Origin of the sequence: Tessaracoccus flavus (assembly GCF_001997295.1) — a bacterium.
Lineage (GTDB): Bacteria > Actinomycetota > Actinomycetes > Propionibacteriales > Propionibacteriaceae > Arachnia > Arachnia flava.
In genome coordinates this window covers 1,783,137-1,806,542 of record NZ_CP019605.1, presented here as the reverse complement: position 1 = coordinate 1,806,542, position 23,406 = coordinate 1,783,137, and the positions used below count along the sequence as shown (strand labels likewise).

General features: G+C 65.4%; 24 protein-coding genes, 1 tRNA gene and 2 pseudogenes. 17 read left to right on the top strand and 10 right to left on the bottom strand.

Annotated features, from left to right (window positions below):
- The first annotated feature begins 52 nt into the window (after positions 1–52).
- The 5 genes from RPIT_RS08350 (at position 53) to RPIT_RS08330 (ending at position 3,836) form a co-directional block, all read left to right on the top strand.
- On the top strand, positions 53–658 hold the full coding sequence (locus tag RPIT_RS08350; RefSeq protein WP_093665139.1) for a CueP family metal-binding protein: 606 nt from the start codon (positions 53–55) through the stop codon (positions 656–658).
- Between the two features lie 80 nt (positions 659–738).
- Entirely contained in the window at positions 739–2,223 is a 1,485-nt protein-coding gene (locus RPIT_RS08345) for a multicopper oxidase family protein (protein WP_077342256.1), read from the top strand.
- A gap of 48 nt (positions 2,224–2,271) precedes the next feature.
- The gene (locus RPIT_RS08340; protein ID WP_077342254.1) at positions 2,272–2,724 is read left to right on the top strand and encodes an HIT family protein; all 453 of its coding nucleotides are present in this window, start codon (positions 2,272–2,274) and stop codon (positions 2,722–2,724) included.
- Between the two features lie 111 nt (positions 2,725–2,835).
- A complete protein-coding gene (locus tag RPIT_RS08335; protein WP_077342252.1) occupies positions 2,836–3,228 on the top strand; it encodes a hypothetical protein in 393 nt (130 codons plus the stop codon).
- Positions 3,229–3,245: 17 nt separating this feature from the next.
- The gene (locus RPIT_RS08330; protein ID WP_077342250.1) at positions 3,246–3,836 is read left to right on the top strand and encodes a hypothetical protein; all 591 of its coding nucleotides are present in this window, start codon (positions 3,246–3,248) and stop codon (positions 3,834–3,836) included.
- A 258-nt stretch (positions 3,837–4,094) separates the two neighbouring features.
- Here RPIT_RS08330 and RPIT_RS08325 read toward each other — a convergent pair.
- Positions 4,095–4,577 (bottom strand): annotated as a pseudogene (locus RPIT_RS08325) (transposase); the annotation flags it as partial.
- A gap of 212 nt (positions 4,578–4,789) precedes the next feature.
- Here RPIT_RS08325 and RPIT_RS08320 point away from each other — a divergent pair.
- On the top strand, positions 4,790–5,122 hold the full coding sequence (locus tag RPIT_RS08320) for a hypothetical protein (protein ID WP_077342246.1): 333 nt from the start codon (positions 4,790–4,792) through the stop codon (positions 5,120–5,122).
- A gap of 13 nt (positions 5,123–5,135) precedes the next feature.
- Complete coding sequence (locus RPIT_RS08315; RefSeq protein ID WP_077342244.1) at positions 5,136–5,390, top strand: hypothetical protein; 255 nt, start codon at positions 5,136–5,138, stop codon at positions 5,388–5,390.
- Between the two features lie 107 nt (positions 5,391–5,497).
- Here the strand turns inward: RPIT_RS08315 and RPIT_RS08310 are convergent, their stop codons facing one another.
- Together RPIT_RS08310 and RPIT_RS08305 are read right to left on the bottom strand one after the other, a co-directional pair.
- Complete coding sequence (locus tag RPIT_RS08310) at positions 5,498–6,880, bottom strand: ATP-binding protein (RefSeq protein WP_218121676.1); 1,383 nt, start codon at positions 6,878–6,880, stop codon at positions 5,498–5,500.
- A gap of 489 nt (positions 6,881–7,369) precedes the next feature.
- Positions 7,370–7,924, bottom strand: a complete 555-nt coding sequence (locus RPIT_RS08305) for a tyrosine-type recombinase/integrase (RefSeq protein WP_237267869.1) — start codon at positions 7,922–7,924, stop codon at positions 7,370–7,372.
- A 105-nt stretch (positions 7,925–8,029) separates the two neighbouring features.
- On the opposite strand from RPIT_RS08305, the gene RPIT_RS08300 reads away from it, so the two are divergent.
- Entirely contained in the window at positions 8,030–8,347 is a 318-nt protein-coding gene (locus tag RPIT_RS08300) for a helix-turn-helix domain-containing protein (protein WP_143028312.1), read from the top strand.
- 368 nt (positions 8,348–8,715) lie between these two features.
- Positions 8,716–9,294 (top strand): integrase core domain-containing protein, encoded by a 579-nt coding sequence (locus tag RPIT_RS15715; protein WP_226996235.1) that lies wholly within the window; start codon positions 8,716–8,718, stop codon positions 9,292–9,294.
- Between the two features lie 1,081 nt (positions 9,295–10,375).
- Here the strand turns inward: RPIT_RS15715 and RPIT_RS08290 are convergent.
- From RPIT_RS08290 to RPIT_RS08275, 4 genes and pseudogenes are all read right to left on the bottom strand, one after another.
- Entirely contained in the window at positions 10,376–13,024 is a 2,649-nt protein-coding gene (locus RPIT_RS08290; protein ID WP_077342240.1) for a CHAT domain-containing protein, read from the bottom strand.
- The gene (locus tag RPIT_RS08285) at positions 13,008–13,415 is read right to left on the bottom strand and encodes a hypothetical protein (RefSeq protein ID WP_077342238.1); all 408 of its coding nucleotides are present in this window, start codon (positions 13,413–13,415) and stop codon (positions 13,008–13,010) included. Before RPIT_RS08285 ends, RPIT_RS08290 begins: the two co-directional genes overlap by 17 nt.
- 55 nt (positions 13,416–13,470) lie before the next feature.
- A pseudogene (locus RPIT_RS08280) lies at positions 13,471–14,646 on the bottom strand (IS3 family transposase).
- A 551-nt stretch (positions 14,647–15,197) separates the two neighbouring features.
- Positions 15,198–15,282 (bottom strand) — tRNA-Leu (locus RPIT_RS08275).
- Positions 15,283–15,387: 105 nt separating this feature from the next.
- On the opposite strand from RPIT_RS08275, the gene RPIT_RS08270 reads away from it, so the two are divergent.
- The gene (locus RPIT_RS08270; protein ID WP_077342236.1) at positions 15,388–15,762 is read left to right on the top strand and encodes a DUF3224 domain-containing protein; all 375 of its coding nucleotides are present in this window, start codon (positions 15,388–15,390) and stop codon (positions 15,760–15,762) included.
- A 38-nt stretch (positions 15,763–15,800) separates the two neighbouring features.
- Here RPIT_RS08270 and RPIT_RS08265 read toward each other — a convergent pair whose 3' ends face one another.
- Entirely contained in the window at positions 15,801–16,763 is a 963-nt protein-coding gene (locus tag RPIT_RS08265; RefSeq protein WP_077342234.1) for an aldo/keto reductase, read from the bottom strand.
- Positions 16,764–16,774: 11 nt separating this feature from the next.
- The gene (locus tag RPIT_RS08260) at positions 16,775–17,599 is read right to left on the bottom strand and encodes an undecaprenyl-diphosphate phosphatase (RefSeq protein WP_077342232.1); all 825 of its coding nucleotides are present in this window, start codon (positions 17,597–17,599) and stop codon (positions 16,775–16,777) included.
- A gap of 110 nt (positions 17,600–17,709) precedes the next feature.
- Between RPIT_RS08260 and RPIT_RS08255 the strand changes: the two genes are divergently transcribed.
- From RPIT_RS08255 to RPIT_RS08225, 7 genes are all read left to right on the top strand, one after another.
- On the top strand, positions 17,710–18,360 hold the full coding sequence (locus tag RPIT_RS08255; protein ID WP_077342231.1) for a histidine phosphatase family protein: 651 nt from the start codon (positions 17,710–17,712) through the stop codon (positions 18,358–18,360).
- Positions 18,361–18,370: 10 nt separating this feature from the next.
- On the top strand, positions 18,371–18,889 hold the full coding sequence (locus RPIT_RS08250) for a DUF3090 domain-containing protein (protein WP_218121664.1): 519 nt from the start codon (positions 18,371–18,373) through the stop codon (positions 18,887–18,889).
- The gene (locus RPIT_RS08245; protein WP_077342229.1) at positions 18,886–19,608 is read left to right on the top strand and encodes an SCO1664 family protein; all 723 of its coding nucleotides are present in this window, start codon (positions 18,886–18,888) and stop codon (positions 19,606–19,608) included. Before RPIT_RS08250 ends, RPIT_RS08245 begins: the two co-directional genes overlap by 4 nt.
- A gap of 60 nt (positions 19,609–19,668) precedes the next feature.
- Positions 19,669–20,919, top strand: coding sequence for a cysteine--1-D-myo-inosityl 2-amino-2-deoxy-alpha-D-glucopyranoside ligase (gene mshC / locus RPIT_RS08240; RefSeq protein ID WP_077342227.1), 1,251 nt, complete (start codon positions 19,669–19,671; stop codon positions 20,917–20,919).
- 277 nt (positions 20,920–21,196) lie between these two features.
- Complete coding sequence (locus RPIT_RS08235; RefSeq protein ID WP_077342225.1) at positions 21,197–21,460, top strand: phosphoribosyl-ATP diphosphatase; 264 nt, start codon at positions 21,197–21,199, stop codon at positions 21,458–21,460.
- Positions 21,461–21,536: 76 nt separating this feature from the next.
- The gene (hisG, locus tag RPIT_RS08230) at positions 21,537–22,328 is read left to right on the top strand and encodes an ATP phosphoribosyltransferase (RefSeq protein WP_237267868.1); all 792 of its coding nucleotides are present in this window, start codon (positions 21,537–21,539) and stop codon (positions 22,326–22,328) included.
- On the top strand, positions 22,325–22,819 hold the full coding sequence (locus tag RPIT_RS08225; protein ID WP_093665110.1) for a PH domain-containing protein: 495 nt from the start codon (positions 22,325–22,327) through the stop codon (positions 22,817–22,819). The genes hisG and RPIT_RS08225 overlap by 4 nt, the downstream gene beginning before the upstream one ends.
- An 89-nt stretch (positions 22,820–22,908) precedes the next feature.
- On the opposite strand, the gene RPIT_RS08220 is transcribed toward RPIT_RS08225, so the two are convergent.
- Positions 22,909–23,394 carry a hypothetical protein gene (locus RPIT_RS08220; protein WP_077342219.1) on the bottom strand — a complete coding sequence of 162 codons (486 nt, stop codon included), beginning with the start codon at positions 23,392–23,394 and terminating at the stop codon, positions 22,909–22,911.
- Positions 23,395–23,406: the final 12 nt, after the last annotated feature.

Below are 23,406 nucleotides of genomic sequence, written 5' to 3'. Positions count from 1 at the left end.
GCGGAAGGACTGGGCAGGCTGGTTACCGAACCGACACAAGAAGGACACTCCTATGCTCCGAATCCGACTCGCCGCGCTTGCCACCGCATCAGTTCTCATCCTTGGACCGCTGACGGCCTGCTCGTCCGGGCCCTCCCCTGAGGCCGGCACAGCTGTCACCTCAGGCGCCCTGGACGCCGCTTCCGAGGGTGCTGGGCTCCTCGAGGCACAGGGTCTCGCCGGGAAGACCGGGCGCGAGATCGTCGAGGCGTTGGATCAGTTGGATGCCCCGCGTCCGCTACCCGTGGCTGCCTCCGTCCGCTACGACGAGGTCGTCGTCACGGACGGAGTCACCGAGGAGGTACTGCCGATCGAGGACCAGTTCTACCTCTCGTTGGCCCCTTACGAGACGTCCACGCACGAGTGCTACTTCCACAACCTTGGGACGTGCCGCGGGGAGTTGGCGGACACCGACGTGCACGTCACCATCACCACCGACGACGGCGAGGTTCTGGTTGACGAGGATGCCACGACCTACGCCAACGGGTTTGTCGGATTCTGGGTCCCGCGAGACGTGACCGGCACCATCCAGGTGACAAAGGACGGCAAGACAGCCGAGTCGGCCTTCTCGTCGGATCCGGAAGGTGCCACCTGCGTCACAACGCTGCAATTGGTGTGATCCCCGTCCCGGATGAAGCTTGACCGGTTCTTCATGATCCGCCTCTGGGCTCGGCGCCAGTGGAGTGGCACGCTCGAGGTATGAACCCAATGACGAGACGGCATCTCCTGCTGGGTGGGCTGGGCGCCGCGAGCGCCGGTCTGCTCGGGGCCTGCAGTTCGCCAGCACCCCGGTCGCCCTCCGGGCACGGTGGGACGCCGGCGATCTACCCGACCCCGACGCTTGTCCCCGGGCCGGGGCGCACCACCGTCGAGGCCTCGCTCAGACCGCGCCCAGTCACCCTCGATCTGGGCGGTGTCGAGGCATCGACCTGGGGGTACAGCGATGCAGGGTCGACGCTGGTGCGTGGTACCGCTGGCGACCTGTTCCGGGTGACAGTCGACAACGAGCTGTCGGCATCGACCAGCGTGCACTGGCACGGCATCCGGCTTCATCACGCCGCCGACGGCGTCCCCGGTGTGTCGCAGGAGCCCATCGAGCCGGGACAGCGATTCGTGTACGAGTTCGTCGCTCCCGACCCTGGCACGTACTTCTTCCATCCCCACTCCGGCGTCCAGTTGGACCGCGCACTGTACGCGCCGCTGATCATCGATGATCCGGCGGAGCCGGGCCGTTACGACCACGAGTGGGTGATCGTTCTCGACGACTGGACAGACGGGGTCGGCCGCAATCCCGACGACATCTTCGACGAGTTGGCCGCTCAGGACGGACCTGTCTCCAGGGGGATGGGGATGGGCGGTCACGACATGGGGGGCATGCATGGCGGCGCATCGCCACTGGGAGACGCAGGCGATATCGACTATCCGCACTATCTCATCAACGGTCGTGTCCCCGAGGCGCCGCTCACCTTCGAGGGCAAGCCGGGAGACCGGGCGCGGCTGCGGATCATCAATGCGGGATCCGACACGATTTTCCGGCTGGCTCTCGGAGGCCACACAATGACAGTGACGCACTCCGACGGTTTCGCGGTCCAGCCGCGGCAGACGCGGGCCCTCTACCTGGCGATGGGGGAGCGCTACGACGTCACGGTGACCCTGTCCGACGGGGCCTTCCCGCTGGTCGCGAGGCCGGAGGGCAAATCCGGTTTGGCGCTCGCCGTCGTTCGCACTGGACAGGGCGACACACCGACGACCCAAGCCCAGGTGTCGGAGCTCGACGGTGACGTTCTCCTGGGCACGACGCTTCGCGCTGCCGAGGGAGCCGGACTGCCGGACGGGGAGGTGACTGACACGTTCGACGTGGAGCTCAACGGCCAGATGGATCCGTACGGGTGGGGTGTCAACGGGAGAAAGTTCGGTGATCACGAACCCCTCGAGGTCGCCCCAGGACGACGTGTGCGGATGCGGATGACGAATATGACGATGATGGCTCACCCGATGCACATCCACGGCCATACGTGGGGCCTCCCGGGCAGTGGGGGGCTCCGGAAGGACACTGTCCTCATCGCTCCCATGCGAACGATCGAGGCGGATCTCATCACGGATAATCCGGGCGAGTGGATGCTGCATTGCCACAACATCTACCACGCGGAAGTGGGCATGATGACCACGATGCGCTACCTCTGACCGCGTGGTTCCTTGCTACCCCGCGGGCGCGATGCAAGCATGTGTCCCATGGAGCAGAATGGGGTGACGTCAGGCTCTGCATGCCTCTTCTGCGAGATCACCGCTGGTCGATCTGACGCGAGCGTGGTGTACGAGGACGACACGGTGGTGGTCTTCATGGACCGTTACCCCGTCACCCCGGGGCATCTCCTCGTGGTGCCGAGGCGGCACGTCGTCGGGCTGGAGGACATCGACGAGGCCACGGGGGAGCACGTCTGGGCGGTGGGCCATCGCATGGCGGGGGCGCTGCGTCGATCGACTCTGGGCTGCGAGGGGATCAACGTCCTCCTCTGTGATGGGGAGGTGGCTTTCCAGACGGTATTCCACTTCCACCTCCACATCATTCCCCGCTATCGGGACGACGGATGGACGATTGAACCCGATACTCAGGAGCGCGCGAGGGACCTGCTCGACACTGATGCGGCGGCCATCCAAGAGGCTCTGAGCGCGATCCAGGGATAGCGCCGGCGATCCCGCCGTTGAGCCCCCGCTCGGGGGCCGTCGCGACTAGCGTGGGATCAGGTCGACGATGACCGGTTACGTCGTGTCGGCCCCATCGACAGGAGGTCCATCATGCCCGGACTCATCAAGAGGATCGACCGGCTCCCTCGGCTCCGACTGTGCTGTCGCCCGCCCGTTGCCCCGTCAGGGGTGGCGGCAGCGGCCGGGGGCGGGAGCATGGAGGTCCAGGTCACCTGGGATCCGCTCGCCGCGTCCGCATCGGTGGGGCACTACCGGGTCTACCGACGCAAGACCGCTGGGCAATTTTACCTGCTGGCCGTGGTCACTGCGGACGCCCTCGGGACGCTGGTCCCCGGGAAGTTGGGGATTGTGGATGCCCCCGACTACTGGCCGTGGCCGTCCGGCGCGGATCCCTCGGCGGAACGCTGCTACGCAGTGTCGGCAGTGTCGACCGCAGGAGTGGAAGGCCCCATGTCGGCAGAGGCGTGCGCGTCTCCGCTCTGACATAGGACAGGGGTGCGATGAAGTCGGTGGACCGGTTGGCCGAGCGCCTGGCGCACGGAGTGCAGGGCTGGATGGCGATGGCGGCAGTTGTGCTGTTCGCGGTGTTCACCGCGATGGTGCTGCCCGTCCAGGCTGAGGCTGGCGCGTTCTACACGGTCCGCTACCCGGCGCCGGACACCTCCCTGTGGTACTCCGCGGACGACCTGTATTCAGCCGCGGAGGCGTGGGGCCGAGACGGTCGGGCCGCCTATGTCCACGCGCGCGTGACGTTCGATGTTGTGTGGCCGCTGGTGTACGGGACGTTCCTGGTGACGACGCTCGCCTGGGTCTGTGCGCGGGCGACAGCTGAGGGCAGTAGGTGGCGACGGTTGGCCCTGCTACCGGTCGTCGTGGTGGCGCTGGATTATGCCGAGAACGTCTGCGCCGCGACGGTGATGGCCCGCTACCCGGCCCGGACGCCGCCGTTGGCGGACCTGGCGCCGATCTTCACGGCCGGCAAGTGGCTCGCTCTGTCGGCCAGCTTCCTGCTGTTGCTGATCGGCGTGATCATCGCCCTCGCAGCACGGTGGCGCTCGGCCCGACTGCACCCGCGCCGGCGGGAGCACTAGGCAGGGAAGCAACGACCCCAGTCAGCTAGCTATGTGCCGATGTGACCCGGGCTTGCACTTGTGTCGAGAGAGGACTTGAAGTTGTCTCCAAATCCCTTTGACAGGCGCGGATGTCAATAGAGGCGCAGCACCGAGCCATTCGTGCGGCGAACGTGCGGTCAGGCTGGGCGGCTAGACGCCGCGCGGACCGGGGCTGTCCGATTTTCGGTGTCATTGGCGGTTTTCATTTTGGTGGTTCGGCCGCGCCATTCAGGTAGTCATCTCGTCGACGATCCGGTCGGTGATGCGACTGATGGTGTCCTTGCTCACGCTGGTGCCATAGACCTTGGCGACGTGGGCGGCGATTTCCCCGGTGGTCAATCCTTTGGTGAACAGGCTCAACACCATCGCGTCCATGTCCGACAATCGCCGTTGGCGTTTCTTGACCAGCTGGGGTTCGAAGGTGCCGTTGTGGTCCCGCGGGACCTGAATGTCAATGGCACCCACGGTGTCGGTGAGCACGGTCTTGGGCCGGGTGCCGTTGCGGGAGTTCCCGCTGCCGCGGCCGATCGGGTTGTGCTTGTCGTAGCCCAGGTGCTCGTTGAGCTCTTCGTCAAGGGCGGCCTCGACGATGTGCGCGGTCAACGCTTTGAGTAGGCCATCGGGGCCGGTCAACGCGATCCCGGTGTCCTTGGCCTGGCGCACCATGTGCGCGATCGCTTCCCTCTGATCTGGGTCCAGATCAGCCGGCTCCTCCGGCATCGATGGATGTGGTTCGGTCACGTCGTCCAGTCTGGCTGACGCCTCGATCTCCTCGAGGGAAATGACGTGGTTCTCGGTCATGATGACTTCCTCCTGCCCTCACGGGCACTGGAGCCACTTACACCGTTTGCCTGACAGACCCTTCGCGCTGCTGCGATGGGCTAGTTTCCTGGCTGGGTCTCTCGTCGCCGAAGGGCGTGCCATGATGGTGGATGATCAAGGACTCTGCAGATCGATCACCGCTCTTCGAGAACGCCCAAGCTACTGACTTGACTCGCTTCATAGTGTTCGATCCCGACATGGACGAACGGGCGGTCGCGGCAGGATATGAGGAGGCAGCAAAGCGCTTGGCAAGCAGCGTCACCGGCAAGCCGGTTGATGATCTGATTCTGATGCCGTTGCTCTTTCTTTGGAGACAGGCAATCGAACTCATACTCAAGGCTACGATCCGAGATCTGTGCAAGATCCGCCGCGCACGTGGTGAGAACCAAGACGAGTTGAAGACCGAGAAGGTCGCGGTGAGAGCGCCTCCGCAGTCCAAATAAGGTTGGACACAACTTGACGAAACTCACTGACGAACTCGTGGGCCACCTTCAGGCGCTTGGTGACACGGAGATGCCCAACGACGTCTTGAGTTCCCTAGACGCGTTGGCGGAGATCGACGAAAAGGGCACCGGCTCTTGCTACGCGGGACTGCTGAGCGCAAGATCGTCAGCAAACCTCGACATCACTGCCCTAACGAAGACCCTCGAGCATACGAGTCTCATGCTCACGGTCACGATCGATGCGGTGACGAACGGCCAAGGCGCCTAACGCTTCCCATTCGGTCCTCCGACGGGAGACGCAGCTGAGCCACTCGCTACTTTCCGATACGCACTCTCGGGCAAGTTGCGCAGGTTGACAACCAATCTTGGCGACGCTCAGTCAGAACTCTCCTGGTCGCTCGAGACTGACCCCATCAACCGATACCGCGTTCCACTCTTGTTCGTCCCCGGGACCTTCTCAATGACACCACTCGCCTCCAATTTGGCGAAGAGTCGGCGGATCGACCGGTCCGCCTCGGGTCTGTGGAGGAGTGTACGGGCTTCGCGATTGTTGATCGATCCGCGCGCTTTGATGTACTCGACTATGCGGGACTCCGGTGAAGCAAGACTTTCGTGTCGAATCGAAACGACTACGGCGGTCCCAGTGTCAGTAATAACCGGATCTTTGAGTTCGAGTTTCCGCATTGCCGCGAAAGCTGTATTAAGCCCCTCGCCAACATCTTTGTTGGGTGCATCTGGAAATTTGTTGAGGAGGCGGACGACCATAGGATTGCGAGAGAACCGTTCGTCAAGAATGTTGTTCGGTGTGATGTGGGCTGGAAGCGTTCCAGGACTTTGCACTTCGATTCGATTCTCAAAGATGCGCACGTGAACGTCGTCATTGATCTCGTAGTCCCTGTGGATTAGGGCATTCGTAATAATCTCATGCAAGGTCTCGCGGGGGTACTGAATGGTCGTAAAGCCGCGACCTTCTTCCAAGAGTGGGATCTGCTCCACTTGTCTGACGGTCTCCTCCACCGTCTTGTAGACAAGGTCGATGACAGGCCCCTCGATGGACATGGGGTCATAGGCCAGTTGCTCTCGGGACCCCTGGTCGTCGCTCGTGGTATACCGGTACAGCTTCACGCCAGACTTCGGGAGATGGATTTGGGGCTCATCGTGAAACAGGACTGTTCCTGCCACGGTGGGGTGGCCGTCGACAATCACTGTCTGCTTTCTGAGCCACTTCTCCGGCTCGGTCTCAGGCACGATCTCAAGCATGAACCCTATGATGGTCTCGGAGTTGGTAATTTCCTCCGGCGGATAGTTCAGGGTCGCTGTCTCATGGGTTGAGAGTCCTTTCCGGCGCCGCAGTTCCTCGACATCGGCGACGGGCAGAGACTGAGCTCCTCGCCTCACGTAGGCCTTGCCGTCTGAGGCCACCTTGATCTGCCGGGCCTTCTGAATGATCACCCGCAGTACAAAGGTACCCAGAGTCGGATGCTCGAAGAACTCGTAGCTGTATTCAGAACCGTAGGGAAACAGGCTCTCCATGGCCTGCAGGTGACCGTTGGCGCCTTCAACCGTCGGAAACCCGCCCCATGCGCCGTCGTCTTCTACCCCCACGATTAGTTCCCCGCCATCGGCGTTCGCGAAAGCAGACATCGCCTTGGTCAGCTTCGCAGGTGAGATGCGGATAGACTTACAGTCGTGGAAGTGATCCTCGGGTGTTGCACAAATCGAGACCACTTGCTCCTTGGTTAGTTCAGTGATCTCCACTGCCTTCTCCGTTCCTCCGTCGACCCTTCGCAGCATATAGGCCCAAGTACGCCGGAGGTTGGATGGGGCCGAGACCGACATCGGGGCTTGACTTGAACTAGCCGGGCTCCAGCACAATCACCACTTGCGACACCGCAGCGCTTTTTCGAACGCGAGTGCGAGAGTCCCCGAAACCCCCGCGAAAATCAGACAATCAGACCTCGCGGCGCCAGGCTCCGCGAGGAAGCGGGTCGAAAGCCGAAACACTCTCCAGCGCACTGTTGAGCTAGTTCGTCGCCTTGAGCGGCGGTCACCTTCATCCAGCCTTGCGACCGCTGCCTCGGCCGCGCGCCTTGGACAGTGGGTCTATTGGGCCGCTCAAGTCCTGATCTCACCCTCGGACATCCGACTCTCGGCTATGACCGCGAAACCAGGACCGCCGGCTCGGTCCTCCCCATCTGGGCTACGACAGCGAACTCGCGCTCATCGGCATTATGTGGGTATCGGTTGTCAAGAGGCTTCGTGTGTGTCGAGGCCGGTGAGCAGGTTGTCGTAGATCTCGGCGCGGCGGATCTGGCCCTTGGCGCAGGCGTCGTCGCGTTGGGCGAGCAGGGTGGGGCGGAACTCGATGGTGGTCTGGAAGAAGGTGCAGGACTCGCAGATCGTCTCGTAGATGCAGTCCATGATCTGGGGTCTGATGCAGTAGCCGTTGCCGAGCATGCGGGAGTGTTCGCGGTTCAGGCGGGCCATGTTCGGCCCGAGGTCGTCGGCGGGGAGCTCGGCGGGGCGGGCGTAGAGGGCGTCGACCTTCTCCGCGACGGTGAAGTACTCCTCGGCGACGGTCCGGTTGGCGATCTTGGCGTAGACCAGGGTCATGTCCATCGATTTGTGGCCGAGCATGGCGGCGATCGCTTCGAGCGACATGCCGCGGTTGATGGCCTGGGTGGCGAGGGTGTGCCGCAGCTGGTGGGGGTGGATGTGGCCGAGTCCGGCGGCGGCGCCGGCCTTGTTGATGAAGCGGGTGACCATGTGCCGGTCGATGCTCTTGCCGTTCTCTCGGGGCAGCAGTAGTCGGTGGCCCTCGGGGACGTGGGCCGTGCGGTAGTTGGTGATGTCGCGCGTCAGACTTAGTGGCAGGGCTGTTATGTAGGTCCTGAAGGAGAGTCCGACATGGGAAGACCACCAGTGATTCCGGTGGAGAAGAAGACCAGGATTGTGTTGAGCATCTTGGCTGGAGAGATGACGATCGCTGAGGCCGCTCGGCGGGAGAAGGTCAGTGAGCAGTCGATCGGTCGGTGGAAGGCTGACTTCCTCGAAGCGGGCAAGGCTGGGCTGGCGGCGGGTAGGTCTGGGCCCTCGACCCGGGAGCAGCAGTTGGAGGCGGAGGTCACTGAGCTGACTCAGGCGTTGGGTGAGGCCGCTGTCGAGATTCGGGTGTGGAAGAAGTCGGCGAAGGGCAGGTTGGGCCCTTCGAGGACCTCGAGGTGATCCGCAGGGAGGCGGGCATGTCGACCGCGAGGTTCGTGAAGCTGATCGACATGCCCGAACGCACGTGGCGCCGGTGGCAGGCCAAGGCCCGTCAGGATCGCCGTCCGAAGGGGCCGTGGCCCCAGCCGGCTCGTACGGCTGCGCGGGATCTGGTGGTGGGTCATGCGCTGGCTAAGCCGGCGTGGGGGGCATCGCAAGATTTGGGCGTTGACCCGTCACGCCGGACACAAGGCCTCTCAGGCGACCGTGCTGCGGCTGCTGCGTGACGAGGGCCTGCTACTGGCCTCGGAATACCAGAAGCAGCGCCGTGACCTCGCCGCTGACCGGAGGGCCGCGTTCGCGAAGACCCCTGATGGCCCGAACCAGGTGTGGCAGTTGGACTTCTCCGAGTTCGAGACCACCTCGGGTGGACGTGGCGGATCGCAGGATGCCGGGATTGGTACTCGAAGTATGAGCACACGTGGCATGTCTCACCCACCGGGAACAAGCACGACGCGATCGCCGCGGTCGAGCTCGCGTTGGCTGACTACGAGGCCCTGTTCGGACACCCGTTGGCCGAGGCCTGCCCTATCGATGAGGTCACTGGGGAAGTGCTGCCCATGGTCACTATCGTCACCGACAACGGTGGCCCGTTCAGGTCGTTGGACTTCGAGTTGTTCATCACCTCGCACCCCGAGCTGAGACACGTCCGGACTCGGGTCAAGAGCCCCGGGCAGAACGGCTCACGCGAACGCGGGTTCGGGACATTGAAGTACGAACGCTTGTTCCTCGACGAGATCGCCGACGCGCTCACCCTGGTCGAACGAGCCGAGGACTACCGCATCGAATACAACACCCAGCGCCCCCACGAAGCGATCGCCTGGAACCGGCCCCTCGAGGTCCACCTCGGCCGCGCCAGCACGACAACACCCACCTTTGAACAAGAAGAAATCCTGCCAACTACTTGACGCGGGACAGCAGTCGGATGTCGACCACGCACCACCTCCAATCAGCAGGCCGCAGTCCGCCTGGAGGCCCGACGCAACACTGAGCACGATCTGACGGACTGTCGGGCCAGGCTCAAGCTGGAATCGAGCACCAACGGCCCGTCGCTGGGCGCCACCCACGTGGCGGGCGCAGCTTCGCCGCACCACAGTCACGGCGAGTACAGAGGTTCACCGCGGCGCCGATCTGCCTGACCGTCACCGACTTCCTCGCTGGCAAGTGGGCGGCCAAGTCCGCTCAGTTCGACTACGCCGCAAGCTCATCGCTTCGGGACGCCAGTCTCGATGAACGGTCCGCCCCCACGCGCACGGCCGCATCCGCGGACACCCGGATGCCGTTCAGGGCACCCACGCCGGGAAGAGGCGAGCCTCGCGACCCGACTAGTCGGGTCGCAACAGTCCTACCTGTTGGCATCCACCCGCTTCCCTGCAGCGATGCTCGTCGACAGCACCGCGACCATCGTGCGCGACGCGCTCACCAGTACCGCGCCGGACATGGTGGTTCACGATCCGTTCGCCGGAGCCAAACGTCCTCTCCGCAAGATCGTGAGCACCTCAAGCGAACTCACCTCGCGCACGGGGAGTGACACGTCGGCTCTCTGTCCACGCCGGTGGTTCAGGGCTCGGGATGATAGGTTGCTCGACAATCCAAAGAAAGTTCGAAGGATGAGACACGAACCGACCAGTGGTTATGAGGACCCGAGCCTAAATTATCGCGTCACCTGGAGGTCCGTAGACGAAGGCGGGAAGACCTATGAAAGGGTCTTCACCAGCAGAGATCAGGGATGGGACTTCTACCAGGACATGCAGAAGTCACCGCACGCATATGGCGCGACTTGGGAACACATTCCAGCGTAGTGATGGATCCCCGCCCGTGAGGAGCGAGGGATGGAGAGCGGCGCACAGCCTTAGCTCAGACGGTGAGCACGGCCGGTGACGCCAGGACGACTGCCCGTACCCAGAGCGAACTGTTCTCGTGCCATGCCGCGGTGCGCCGTACCTTTGTCGGCGCAGCCGAAGACTGAAGGGCGCCGTTGGCGGGCTGTCAACGGGAGTATGCGCAGAGGCCGGCCCAGGCCCAAGGCGCATCGCCGGGCATGGACAGCTCGGGTTGTCCCGGTACTCCCAAGTGGTCCGGTCTTTCGGACCAGTAGGCCCACCGTGCGCGACGGAGAGCCTCGGGTGCGGATGTGCCAGCTGCGAGTTCGCGGAACAGGGCTGCCGCGATCGCCCCGGTGCACGAGTCGTCCGCAGGGAGGGCGAAAAGGCCCGCGACGGCTGCGCTCGCGCCAGAAAGGAGACTCACTGTGGCGAGGTTGAGCTGCTCTCCGGTGCGTGGACCCATGTAGCGGCCCGCGAAGCAGGCTTCGAGGACAATGACGCTGCCGGTTAGGGGATGTGCCACGAGATCGAGGGCGTCCGCGACGCGTGCGCCATCACTGGCCACGAGGGCGCCTTCGGCGCGGACTGCAGACTCGCCGTGACAGGCAACGAATAGGAGTCGGGCGGGTCCCAACTCGGCGCGAAGTTGCCTGGGGTCGTGGGTGAAGCCGGGGAGTGCCAGCCGTTCGGGGGTCCAGGGCAGCGCTGGATCGAGGTAGGCGACGGTTTGGCTCAGGGTTGCGCGGACTGTGGCCGTTGTTGGGACAGTCAAACGAGCGACAGCGGCCCGGAGGCCAACCGGCTCACCATCCACGAGCAGCGCCTCCAAGGGGAGGTGCGCCAGGACCGGCGGGAACAGCACGGCGAGTGAGGGCGACTCTTCGCCGGTGAGCCAGCGACGGACCGGCGACGGCAGCACGACTTGGGACAAATGAGTCTGCCAAGACCGGTTCTGCGGAACCCACAGTACGTCTGCGCGGTCGGCGGTGAAGGCGTAGCCGAGAGCATCGATCTGTTCGACAGCAGCGTCATCGAGCCCGACGAGGTCGACGTGCGGCCTGCCGCCGGGCAGCTGCCAAGCGATGGGCAGATGTCCATCCCGGGTCGGAGCCCCGTATGCCAGGAGGGCACCGCTCGAGTGTGAGGAGGCGAGGTCCTCGAAACTGGTCCAGACGGGATCCTCACCGGGTTCGATGAATGCAAATAGCGCACCGAGCTCCTGGATGAGGTGGCGTCGCGTGGCGGACGTCTCCCCGAGGGGGGGCTTCATTGTCGAGATGCGGGACACGAAACGCCTGGCGCGAGCGCCAGGCTGACCCTCGTTGAATGCGTTCCGGAGGCCGAGCGGGGCTTCATCAACAATCAGATCAGCCATGACCAGAGTCGCTAGACCGCCGAGCCGTTCGGCGGTTTTGAGCAGGTTCGTGGTTACGTCACGCAGCGCGAAGTCGTGATCACCGCGCCGACCCGGGTCCGCGACTTGGCTTCGGGCGGAGCGGAGTACTGCGGTTGCCTCACGAATGGTGGCCACTGCACGGTCGACGTCTCCGAGATCCGCGTGTGCCCGGGCTGCGTGCGACAATGCAAACGCCTCTCCGGTAGGTATCCCCATCCGGCGGTAGAGCCGAGCCGACTCTGTGCCAGCGGCAAGACGCAGCGATGCCGTATCCCCGATCTCGGCGCTGAGCGACAGTAGCCCGGCCTCCGCAAGCGGATTCTTGCCGCCGGCGGCAAGAGCGTGAGCCTCCGCGAGGGCGGCACCAGCACCGGCGCGGTCGCCAGTAACGTGGCGAACCCTGGCTGCGGCGCGCAGCATCCCGGCGAGCCCGAGCGTGTCGGGACTGTTCCGAAAGCACAACAGTCCCTCTTCGGTGTCGGCGAGCGCGCCGATGTGGTCGCCACTGGTTGTGCGTAACACCGCCCGTTCCCGCAGGACGTAGCCGAGACCAGCCGTGGAGCGGATAGCCCGGTAAAGTTCGGCCGCCCGGTCGAGCCTCTTGGCTGCCTGTATGTGGCGGCCCAAGATGAGAGCGTTGGTGGCGAGCGCGCGCTCAACGTTCGCTTGGCCGAGGATGTCGCCGTGGTCAGCATACGAAGCTGACGCGTCTTGGTAGGCGTCGTCTGCCGCCGCGTAGTCCCCGGTCCACGCTTTCAGGTGACCGAGTTCGAGCAGATAGTTGGCGCGCGTGTGCGCAGACATGTCGCCATCCAGCGCGCGCCAGATCGCGTCAAGGGCCTCTGTGGGCTGGCCGCGGTGCCTGTGCAGCACCGCGAGTTGTTTCCACCCGCGCCGCGCCGCGCGCGAGTCGCCTGAACGGTCGGCGAGATCAATCGCTAGCCTTAAGGTTGCCTCTGGATCAGTGGGTATACCGCTGCCCGCGTATGCCTCGGCCAACGAAACCAAGGCCCACGCGCGCCCGCTATCGTCACCTGCTGACTCGAACACCCTGTCCGCTGCTTTCAGGTGCTCTGCGGCCTCGGGTTGCCTCCCGAACTGGTTCAGCGCCATGCCTGCTTCCAGGTGCAGATGCGCGGCGACATGTTCGTCGCCGCGGAGAGATCCCAACCCTGACTCGGCCGCATCGAGAACGTCAGGGAGTCTGTCGAGAAAGCGGAGCGTCTTGGCACGTAGCGCCAGCGTCCATGCGTATGCGTCACTGACCGTCCAGGTCGCGAGCAAGGGCAAAGCCGCTTCAGTTGCGTCCAGAACAGCCTGCGGTTGGCTCTCGCTGAGATCGTCGAGGTGGTTCAGCCAAACCTGGACAGCGCGCAGGTTCTCTGGAGTGGGCCAGGTGTCATCTGACGCGGACATGCACCAAGTTGCCGCCGTCGTCCGCCATTCCCCCGAACCTAGAACCGTCCGCAGTTCCGGTCAGAGTCCAACCTTGACCGGAGACTCGCCTGACCTCGGACACGACAATTTCAATGTATCCGCAGGAGCGCAGGTACTGGACGACCGCCTGGGTGACTGACTCGGCCGTGGCGGTCGTTCCCTTCTTGGTCCAGCCCTGTCGAACCAGCGCAACGGATGCCTCCTTCAAGACCTCGAACGTGACCCCGGCCGCGACTGCCTCACCAATCCACGTGGCGACTTCCGCGGGGAGCGACAAGGTTCCCTGGCCTGGGGGCTCATCGGCTGTCGGTGGAGACGCCATCCCCGTGATGACGAGAGCCGCCCCATCTGCCAGGCCGAGTACTTCCATGATGAGAATCCCCCCGTTGGGTTGGGTCCGCTGAAGGTCTGGTTGACCTCCGGGTTTATGCCGCCAGCGTAGCGGTTGGGTTCATGATGAGTTCGAACTCGATGGGGGTGAGTTTCCCGAGTCGGCGTTGACGGCGTTTGCGGTGGTACTTGCCCTCGATCCAGGACACGATGGCCAGGCGCAGTTCCTCTCGTGTGCCCCAGGATCGACGGTCGAGGACGTTCTTCTGCAGTAGCGCGAAGAACGACTCCATCGCGGCGTTATCGCCACCTGCCCCGACCCTGCCCATCGAGCCACGTAGCCTGTGGCGTTTGAGGGCCTTCAGGAAGCGTCTGGAGCGGAATTGGGACCCGCGGTCGGAATGCACGATCACCCCGGCGGGCCGGCCTCGGTGGGCCACTGCCATCTCGAGCGCGTTGACGGCGATCCGGGCCTTCATCCGCGAGTCGATCGAGTAGCCGACGATCCGGTTGGAGAACACGTCCTTAATCGCACACAGGTAGACCTTGCCCTCGCGGGTGCGGTGCTCGGTGATGTCGGTCAGCCATAGCTCGTTGGGGCCGTCGGCGCTGAACTGCCTGTTGACCAGGTCATCGTGGACGGGCGCGCCGGCTTTCTTGTACCGGGTCTTGCGCGTGGTGAACACCGATTGGATGCCGGCGACCCGGCACAGCCGCCAGACTCTGCGCTCCGAGAGTGTGTACCCGAGCTCGGTGATGTCATCGGCCAGGACGCGGTAGCCGCCCTCCGGGTCATCATCGTGGAGCTGATGCAGCACGGCGATCAGCTCACGCTCTTCGGCCTCGCGGGCCGAGACCGGCTGCTTGAGCCACTTGTAGTAGCCCTGTTTGGGAGTTTCCCAACACCCGACACGCGACCGCCACCGGCACCCTCACGGGGGCACCGACCGCAGCCATCTCCTTCATGAGCGGGTAGATCATTTTGGGGGCGTGATGTGAGCCTGCGACAGATACGCCGCCGCTCGCCGTAGGACCTCGTTCTCCATCTCCAGCTCGCGGATCCGGCGTAACGCCTGGGCCATGTCCTTGCGCTGCTCAGGATCGGTGGTCGGGGTCATCCCGTGGGACTGGAAGCGAGCGTCGCGGACCTAGGCTTGGAGGGTGGTCTTGGCCATCCCCATGTCCTTGGCGACCTGCTTCTGCGGGATGCCTGAGGCGACAAGCGCGACCGCGTCGCGCTTGAACTCGTCGGTGTAAACGATCTTCGGCATGGATGCCATCCTTCCAGCACGACCCTTTCGTGGGAGTCATGCGATCTTGGAGTCAACCAAACCGTCAGCAGTCCCTGGTGTCGGTGGTGATTGTAGTGATGAAGCCTTCGTGTCAAGGGAAACGGGGGAGTCCCCTGACAGCGGTCGGGTCGATTCTGACTGTGGACACTGATCAGCCGATTACGTCGAGGAGATCTCCACCGTCCTGATCCGAAGATGTAGGTCTGGTTCGATCGCCCTAGCGCCGGCAGTTCGGGGTTCACGCGGACGTCAACTCGGCCGACTGCTTCTGTCACGGCTGCTCCCACCCACCCCAGGCGTTCCCCCCAGGACAGGCTGCCGTCAGCTTCACCTCGCCGCTACGACGGCCAACCAATGCAGGTCTCCCACCTCCATCAGATACAACAGCGCCTCGTGGCGCACCACTTGCTCGTCAACGCCGATGGCCTTCACGCCGTCGAACCTGGTCGGGTTGTCGATCAGGACCCGAAATCGGGCAAAAAGAGAACCCCGTCTGACTGTTTAGCCTAGTCAGACGGGGTTTCAATAAGTGTCCGAGAGAGGACTTGAACCTCCACGCCCTTAACGGGCACTAGCACCTCAAGCTAGCGCGTCTACCTATTCCGCCACCCGGACGAGCGGCACTCCCCATCGGGGAGGGCGAGAAGGAACTCTAGCAGGTGTCCTGCCACCGTTTGCAAATCGGCCTAGGCTGGAGCCAGTCGAACCTGAGGAGGAGACATGGTGACCAACGCGACGTTCGTCATAGAAATCACCCCGAGCGAAGGTTTGCTGCCCACGACCGGGCGGTTCGACTTCACCAAGGTCTGGTCCGGCGGGGCTGAGGGCACGAGCAAGGGCGTGATGCTGTCGTCGGGTAACGCAGCCAAGGGGACTGCGGGTTTCGTCGCGATGGAGGTCTTCGAGGGGAGGATCGGTTCTCTGAGCGGCTCGGTGTCGCTCCAACAGTTCGGCACGATGGTCGGCGGCGAGCAGCGGCTCACCTACGAGGTTGTACCGGGCTCCGGGACCGACGACTTCATCGGCATCACCGGCGAACTCCATCTCACGATCGACGAGGACGGCCTGCACCACGTGAGGTTCGACATCGCCTGACCCAGCCAATGCGCCGACCGTCAGCTCGGATGGCGGTCCTACCTGAGTGCGTTCGCGCCACCGGAAATGTCGTCGAGGGCCGAGACAATCGGAGCGACGAGTTCCTTCTGCTCGGCGTCCAGAAGTTCGGCGAGCTGATCGACGGTGCGCGGACCCACCAGGGCGGAGGCCACCTGGGGAGCGTCACGCACCCAGAGCAGCGCCACCTGCGTCGGCGTGAGTCCCAGACCCTGGGCGGCGTGCGCGACGGCGTCGACGATCGCGGCGGAGCGCGGCTGGAGGTAGGGCTCGACGAACCAGCTGAAATGCTCCGAGGCAGCGCGCGAGTCGCGAGGCACCCGTCCGCCGCGGTACTTGCCGGTGAGCGCACCGCGGCCCAGGCTGGACCAAGCCAGCACGCCGAGGTTGTGGTGCCGCGCCGCGCCCATAACCTCCACCTCGGCCCTGCGTGCCAGCAGTGAGTACTCGACCTGCACGCTCGACAGCGTCGTGCGAGCGCGGTCCGCCGCCTGCCAGGTCGCTGCCGTCGCGGTCTGCCACCCGACGAAGTTGGAGACCCCGACGTAGCGCACGAGACCGCGCTGCACGGCGGAGTCGAGCGCCGACAGTGTCTCGTCCATGGGCGCATCACCCCAGGCGTGCACCTGCCAGAGGTCGAGATGGTCTGTCTTCAGGCGTCGCAGGGTTCCTTCGAGATCGGTCAGGAGCGCGCCACGGGAGGTGTCGATGACCCTGCGCCCGTCGCGCACCACGAAGCCCGCCTTCGACGCGATGACCAGCGTCTCGCGGGGGAGTCCGGCCGCCAGGGCTTTGCCGAGCATGCGTTCGGCGACGCCGGCACCGTAGGCGGGTGCGGTGTCGACAAAGTTCCCGCCCGCCTCGACGAACTCGGTGAGGAGTTCCCTCGCGGTGGGCCAGTCGACGTCACGACCCCACGCCATCGTGCCGAGGCCGAGCCTGGACACTTGGAGCCCGGAAGCCCCGAGCGGACGTAGCTGCATGGCTGCCAACCCTACGCGGACAGGACGCCGGTCAGAATCAGCACGGCGACGATCGCGGCGATCACCAGGCGGTACACGACGAAGATCCGGAAGCTGTGCGTGGAGATGTAGCGCAGAAGCCAGGCGATGACGGCGTACCCGATGACGAAAGCGAGGATGGTCGCGACGATGGTGGGTCCCCAGGTGGCGGCCGTGTCGTCGCCGATGTCCTTCAGCTTGTACAGCCCCGACCCGAACACTGCGGGAACGGCGAGCAGGAACGCATACCGTGCAGCGGCCTCGCGGTTGAAGCCCAGGAAAAGGCCGCCGGAGATCGTGGCGCCGGACCGGGAAACGCCTGGGATGAGGGCCGCCGCCTGGAACAACCCGAGCAGGATGCCATCGCGCCACGAGAGCTGCCGCAGGTCCTTGGTGTTGCGCTCGCCGAAGCGGTCGGCGGCGGCCAGCACCAGAGCGACGCCGGCGAGCATGGCCACGGTGATCCAAAGGTTGCGCAGCGTCGTGTCGATCGCGTCCTGGAACAGGAGACCCAGCACCACGATCGGCACCGAGCCGATGATGACCAGCCACCCCATCCGTGCGTCCGGATCGCCCTTCTCGACGGTGCCACGGAGGCTCCCGATCCAATGGGTGATGATCCGCCAGATGTCCTTGCGGAAGTAGACCAGCACGGCGGTCTCCGTGCCCAGTTGCGTCACGGCGGTGAATGCCGCGCCCGGGTCCCGACCGTCGAACAGCAGTTGGCCGACGATCGACACGTGGGCGCTGGACGAGATCGGCAGGAACTCGGTGAGGCCCTGCACGATGCCCAGCACGATTGCCTGCAACCAGTCCACGCGTCCTCCTCAGGGTGGATCAAACCTGGGTCACTCTATCCACTCGGGTAGCCGTGGCCCCCATCGAGGGATCCGGGCTCCCCATCCGGAGCGCCGACTACGCTTGCGCCATGACGAAGGTGGTCCTCATCCGGCACGGCCGGTCGACGGCGAACGCGGCTGGCGTGCTGGCCGGGCGGGCGGCTGTGGCCCTCGACGAATTCGGCCGGGCGCAGGCCGAAGCGCTGAGGGAGGCGCTCTCGGGGGTGCAGGTCGCTGCCGCCTACACGTCCCCGATCGAGCGCTGCCGGGAAACGGCTGCTCTGGCCGGCTTCCCGGATGCCGAGGTGGCGGACGGATTGAGCGAGTGTGACTACGGGGACTGGACCGGACTGAAGTTGGACGAGCTCATGAAGGAGCAGGTCTGGACCGACATCCAGGCCCGGCCCACGGAGGTGAGCTTCCCCGGAGGCGAGACGATGACAGGCATGTTCGACAGGGTTTCTGCGGCCATCGACGAGCTCACGGGCCGCCACGCCGACGACGAGACGATCGTGGCCTTCTCACACGGCGATCCCATCAAGGGCATCCTCGCGCACGCCTTCGGGATGCGCCGCGACGACTTCCAGCGCATCCATGTGGCACCCGCCGGGATCAGCGCGATCGATTACCGCCAGCCCCACCCGATGGTGCTCTGCGTCAACGTCGGCGGCGCCCTGGCCGCACACCTCGGAGTCGCCCGGGGGCCGGTCGTTGGCGGCGGAGACGTGGGCAGGCAATAGGCTGGCCGGCATGATGCTGGAGTTCAATCGCCCCGACCGCTGCATCGTCGGCACGGTCGGATCCCCCGGCAACCGGCTGTTCCTCATCCAGGTGGCCGAGGGCGGCCAGCTGGCGGCGGTGGCCATCGAGAAGCAGCAGGCACAGATGCTGGGCATCCGTATCAAGGAGGTGCTGGAACAGCTCGCCGAGCTCGGGCACGACGTGCCGGATGAACAACCGCCGGCAGATCTGGGGCCTCTCGACGCCCCCCTCGAGGTCACCTTCCGCGCAGCGGCCATCGGGCTCGCCTGGGATCACGAGCGGCAGCGGCTCCTCATCGAGCTGATGGCCGGGCCAGAGGACGAGTCCGACGAGAACGCGTTGCTGCAGGTGCTACTGACGCCCGCGATGGCCAGAGAGTTCGCCGCCAGGGCGGAGGTTGTGGTGGCCTCCGGACGCCCGCCCTGCCCCGCGTGCGGTCAGCCGCTCGAAGGCTCCAGCCACATCTGCCCGCGGGCTAATGGCTACCGGGGCCCGCTGTTCCCATGAAGCTGACCCTCGTCGGACGGCTGGTCGACGCGTCGAACGGCACGTTCCTGGCCTCTGACGAAGACGAGTCGCTCTGGGTGTACAAGCCGGTCGCCGGCGAAGCCCCGCTGTGGGACTTTCCTGAGGCGACGCTCGGACGCCGCGAGGTGGCGGCCCATGCGTTGTCCGAGCATCTCGGCCTCGGGATCGTCCCGCTGACCGTCTGGGCCGACGGCCCCCTGGGAGAAGGCTCAGTCCAGGCGTGGGTCGAGGGTGAGCCCACAGACACCATCGCGCTGCTTCGTCCGGAGCGGATCGACGAGAACTGGCTACCCATCCTCGCCGCAGAGGACGAGGACGGCGCGCCCGTCGTCCTGGCACACAGCGACGACGGGCGGCTGCGGACCGTCGCAGTGTTCGACGCCCTGCTGAACAACTCCGACCGCAAAGCCAGCCACCTCATCGCCGCCGGCGCGAAACTCTTCGGCGTCGACCATGGGGTCAGCATGCACGTGGACGACAAACTGCGCACCGTGTTGTGGGGATGGGCCGGGGATCCGCTGAGCGACGCCGAGCTGGCACTCTGCTCCGACGTCGCGTCGCTGACCGCGCCACTGGCGCCGGGCCTGGACGACGACGAGTGGGAGGCGCTCAGGCGCCGCGCCAAGGCCCTCCTGGAGGCTGGCACCATGCCGATGCCGAGCGGACGGTGGCCCGGCATCCCGTGGCCTCCGCTCTGATCGCCCAGCACGTGACCGCCGGCGCGCGACACTGTCTGGATTCAGGCTAAGTTTGGGCGCATGTATGCGTGGGCCCCTGTCGCCGTCCCCAGCCTCCCGAAGTCCGACGACTCGGTGCCGGGCCGGCTCACTCTCTTCGACACTGCCGCTCAGAGCCTGACCGAGGTTGGCCCGAATGACGGTGCCGCCCGGATGTACGTCTGCGGGATCACCCCGTACGACGCGACGCACCTCGGTCACGCCAACACCTACGTCACCTTTGACCTCGTGCAGCGGGTCTGGCTGGACCTCGGCCTCGACGTCGATTACACCCAGAACGTCACCGACGTCGACGACCCGCTGCTGGAGCGCGCGGCCGAGACCGGCCAGGAATGGGAGGAGCTCGCCGAGGACCAGATCGAGCTCTTCCGCAGCGACATGCAGGATCTGCGGGTCATCCCACCGCGGCACTACATCGGTGCCGTCGAGTCGATCTCCTGCGTCATCGACCTCATCGAGCAACTCCTGCCCAGCGGACTCGTCTACCAGGTGGACGACGACCAGCACCCCGACTGGTACTTCAACACGGTCGGCGCCGAAGGGTTCGGGGGAGTGAGCAACCTCGACGAGAGCCGCATGATCGAGTTGTTCCGGGAAAACGGCGGGGACCCCGACCGTCCCGGCAAGCGGCACCCCCTCGACTGCCTCGTGTGGAGGTTCGCTAGGCCGGACGAGCCGAGCTGGACGTCGTCGCTGGGTGCCGGGCGACCCGGCTGGCACATCGAGTGCACCGCGATCGCCATGCGCTACCTCGGACCGAACTTCGACGTGCAGGGAGGTGGCTCGGACCTCGTCTTTCCGCATCACGAGATGTGCGCGGCCGAAGCGATCGCTGCGGCCCACGAGCCGATGGCCGAGGCATTCGTGCACTCCGGCATGGTGGGGCTCGACGGCGAGAAGATGAGCAAGTCCAAGGGCAACCTCGAGCTGGTGAGCCGCCTTCGCCACGCCGGAGCCGACCCCATGGCCATCCGCCTCGCGCTCATGGACAACCACTACCGCAGCAACTGGGACTGGACCCCGGACAAGCTGGAGCGCGCCACGGAGCGGCTGACGGCGTGGCGCGGCGTGCTGAACAACGCGACGGCCATGCCCGCGGGGGAGACGATCGCGGCCATGCGAACGGCGCTCCGCAACGACCTCAACGCGCCGGCTGCGCTCGCCACTGTCGACGCCTGGGTGGCGGCGAGCATGGCGATCGAGAGCGACGACACCTCGGCGGTCTCGGACATGGTGCAGGCGATCGACGCTCTGCTCGGCATCAAGCTCTAGCCGAGCGCTGTCGTTCCCTGAGCTTTTCGTTCCTCGTTCCCTGAGCTTGTCGCGGCCTCGAGTGTGGTCACCGCCCGTGCACGGGGCGGCGGGGATGAACGGGGCCGTTACCCTTCGACGGACGTTCCTCGCGCAGAGCGCTCGTCACTGCTCAGGGACCACCCTTCGACGGACGTTCCTCGTGAGTGTGGTCACGGCCCTCCGTCGGAGCCGTCGGGGCGTTTCACCCTCCGCCGCCCTGTCGGGGGCGCTGAGTGGAAGCCGGTAGTCTGCGCACGTGAAGACTTTCGACCAGCTCTTTGCCCAACTCACCGAAACCGCGCGAACCAGGCCTGAGGGGTCTGGCACTGTCGCGCGGCTCGACGCGGGCGTCCACTCGATCGGGAAGAAGATCGTGGAGGAGGCCGCCGAGGTCTGGATGGCCGCTGAGCACGAGTCGAAGGAACAAGCCGCCGAGGAGATCAGCCAGCTCATCTACCACCTGCAGGTGATGATGATCGCGCTGGATCTCGACCTCGACGACGTCAACCGCTATCTCTGAGGAAACCGTGACCACTGATCGCCTTCTGCGCATCGCCGTCCCGAACAAGGGCGCTCTCGCCGAACCCGCAGCCGCCATGCTGAAGGCCGCCGGCTACCGGCAGCGCACCGACGCCAAGGACCTCACCCTCATCGACTCCGACCATGGCGTCGAGTTCTACTACCTTCGGCCCCGGGACATCGCGGTGTACATCGGTCGCGGCCATCTGGATCTCGGCATCACCGGCCGGGACATGCTGCTCGACTCCCGCGCGGAGGCGACCGAGATCATGGAGTTGGGGTTCGCCGGTTCGCGGTTCCTGTTCGCGGCCCCCGGCGGATCGTCGATGACGATCGCCGACATCGAAGGGAAGCGCGTCGCTACGTCCTACCCGGATCTGCTCGCCGGATACTTCGAGGACAAGGGGATCAACGCTGAGCTCGTCAAGCTCGATGGAGCTGTCGAATCGGCCATCCGCCTCGGCGTGGCGGATGTCGTCGCCGACGTCGTCGACACCGGAACCACGCTGAAGCGGGCCGGTCTGGAACTCTTCGGCGACCCAATCTGCACATCGGAGGCTGTGCTCATCCAGCGCAACAACGCCGAGCTCCCCGCCACCGCAGAGGGACTGAAGACCAGGCTGCGGTCGGTGCTGGTGGCGCAGAACTTCTTCATGATGGACTACAACGTCGACACCGAGCACCTCGAGACGACGCTGGCGCTGGCGCCCGGCGTCGAGGGTCCGACCGTGTCGACGCTCGCAAAGAGCGGTTGGTCGGCGGTGCGGGTGCTGGTGCCGCGCAAGGGAGCGCACCTCCTCATGGACCGTCTTTACGAGGCGGGCGCTCGCGGCATCCTTTTGACCGAGTTGGCGGCGTGCCGGCTGTGACCGAACAGAAGGTGCCCGACCGGCTGAGCTACACCAGCGCTCCGGCGCTCATGACGTCCGTCGTCGCGTCTGCCGTGCTGCTGTCCCTGGCGCTCTACGGGTGGTGGGCGCTCGGCCCGGGCATCCGTGCGCAGGTGACGATCGCGCAGGCGGGCACCCTGCTGTTCTTCGTGCTCGTCATGATCGGCGTCATGCTGTCGGTCGGCTACTCGCGGCTCTGGGCGCAGGACGGCGTGGTGACGGTGCGCAACGGCCCGTTCGTCCGCCGCTATCCAGTGTCGGAGATCGCGGGTTTCCGCCTCCGTCCCGGCGACGCGTGGTCGTCGCTGCTCATCAAGGACGACGGCGACCTCAAGCGCAAGCCGGTCCTGGCCGTCCAGTTCCTCGAAGGGGAGCGCGGTCAGCGCAAGGTGCGGGAACTGAGGCGCTGGCTGGTCGAGCAGGGGGCCACCTCCCAGGGCTACGACGCGAACCGGGTCGACGACAACTAGGCAACAGGGCCATCTGCGCCGCCCACAAACCATCGACGCCCGCGACTCATCGCGGGCGTCGACGTTTCGCGGTCCGAGGTGTGCTCAGATCACATGATGCCGCGCTTGCGCAGCAGTTCTTCAATCTCGGCGTCTTCGGGGTCCGCGGCCGCCTTTGACTTGGCGGTCGCGGGAGCCGGGCCAGGCTTGGCCGGGGGCGCAACGGGGCGTTGGCCGGGCGCGGTGGAGGCCTGTTTGGCCGGTGCCGTAGCCCTCGCATCAGGATGGACCGGCCGCGGCTTGGCCTCCCTGGGTAGGAAGCCAGCGATGACGAGCAGCACGATCCCACCCACGAGGAGACCGATGCCCCACGAGATCGCGTCGGTCCACGGAGTCCGCATCAGCCAGTCGATGATGCTTCGCACCCCGTTGATGATGAGTGTCGTCAGCCCGGTGAGGTAGAGGCCCACCGGGATCATCGCCAACCCGAGGCCCGCGACGGCTGGCCGCGCACGCCGACTGCGGGCGGTCAGGCCAGCTGCGATCGCGAGGATGCCGATGGCGAGCGCCAAGGTGATGATGAAGTCGAGGGCCATGCGCCCAGTCTC